We start from the raw sequence: 968 nt of genomic DNA, 5'->3' as shown, positions 1-968 counted from the left end.
ACGACCTCCTGCTTGCAAGTCATCCCCGTTTTCCTGAGACGGCATCTAACCGTTACAGCACTCATGCCGAGGACTTGCCCAAGCAGTCTCATTACGTCGAGTTTGATAAAGAGCGGATTGAAAAGTGGGCTAAAAGCATCGGTAATAATACTGCTCAAGTAATCAAGCGGATTTTCTCTTCCTGTGATTTTGAGCAGCAGGGGTACAACCCGTGCCTTTCCGTACTTCGTTTAAGCTCAAAATATGGAAAAAGCGAGCTTGAACGAGCTTGTGAAATTGCGCTCGGCAAGATTAGTACCCCCAGATACAAGCATATCAATGCCATAATCTTAGAGCAACAGGGAAAAGACTCAGCCGCCCCGCTTGCTAATTTTGACGGTAAGCCGCTTCAGCATGAAGGATATCTGCGCGGTGCCGACTATTACGCCAATCTTAAACAACGCAGCGGAGGTAAAGCATAATGACTCCCGTCAACGCTAAACACTATCTTCATGATGATATCATCCGCAAACTTACCGAGCTTAAGCTTGCCGAGCTCTCCGACTATGTTGATGAGCTGTGCGCAGATCCCGAGTGCGTAAATCTCGATTTTATCGGCAAATTTGAAGTGATCACCAACCGCTTATACCAAAACCGCATCAACGAGTTAATTAAGAACCTGCTTAAAAATGCAACGCTCAGAGAGCCGCAGGCCTCAATAGCCGGACTTTATTATGAAGCGGAGCGCTTATTATCGCGGGAGCTGATGATAGAGCTCGGGACCTGCGACTTCATGCGCAGTCAGACCAATATCATCATCGAAGGACCGACCGGTGCCGGCAAGACCTATATTGCCTGCGCTATTGCCAAAGCGGCTGTCGGCAAATGCTATAGAGTCAAGTATATACGGCTTCCGGATTTGCAGCAGGAGCTTGAGGACTGTTATCACTATAACCGCTCTTTAAAAAACTTAAAGCAAAAATATATAA

General features: G+C 46.9%; 1 protein-coding gene and 1 pseudogene. Both read left to right on the top strand.

The genetic code is table 11. The features are described from left to right. A pseudogene (locus HMPREF9444_RS11110) lies at positions 1–461 on the top strand (hypothetical protein); the annotation flags it as partial. After that, positions 461–968: ATP-binding protein (locus HMPREF9444_RS06855; protein ID WP_009143680.1), on the top strand; the 508-nt coding region annotated here is incomplete at its 3' end. The pseudogene HMPREF9444_RS11110 and the gene HMPREF9444_RS06855, both read left to right, overlap by 1 nt.

Origin of the sequence: Succinatimonas hippei YIT 12066, assembly GCF_000188195.1 — a bacterium.
In the GTDB taxonomy this organism is placed as follows: Bacteria; Pseudomonadota; Gammaproteobacteria; order Enterobacterales; family Succinivibrionaceae; genus Succinatimonas; species Succinatimonas hippei.
This window is presented reverse-complemented; position numbering and strand designations above follow the sequence as displayed.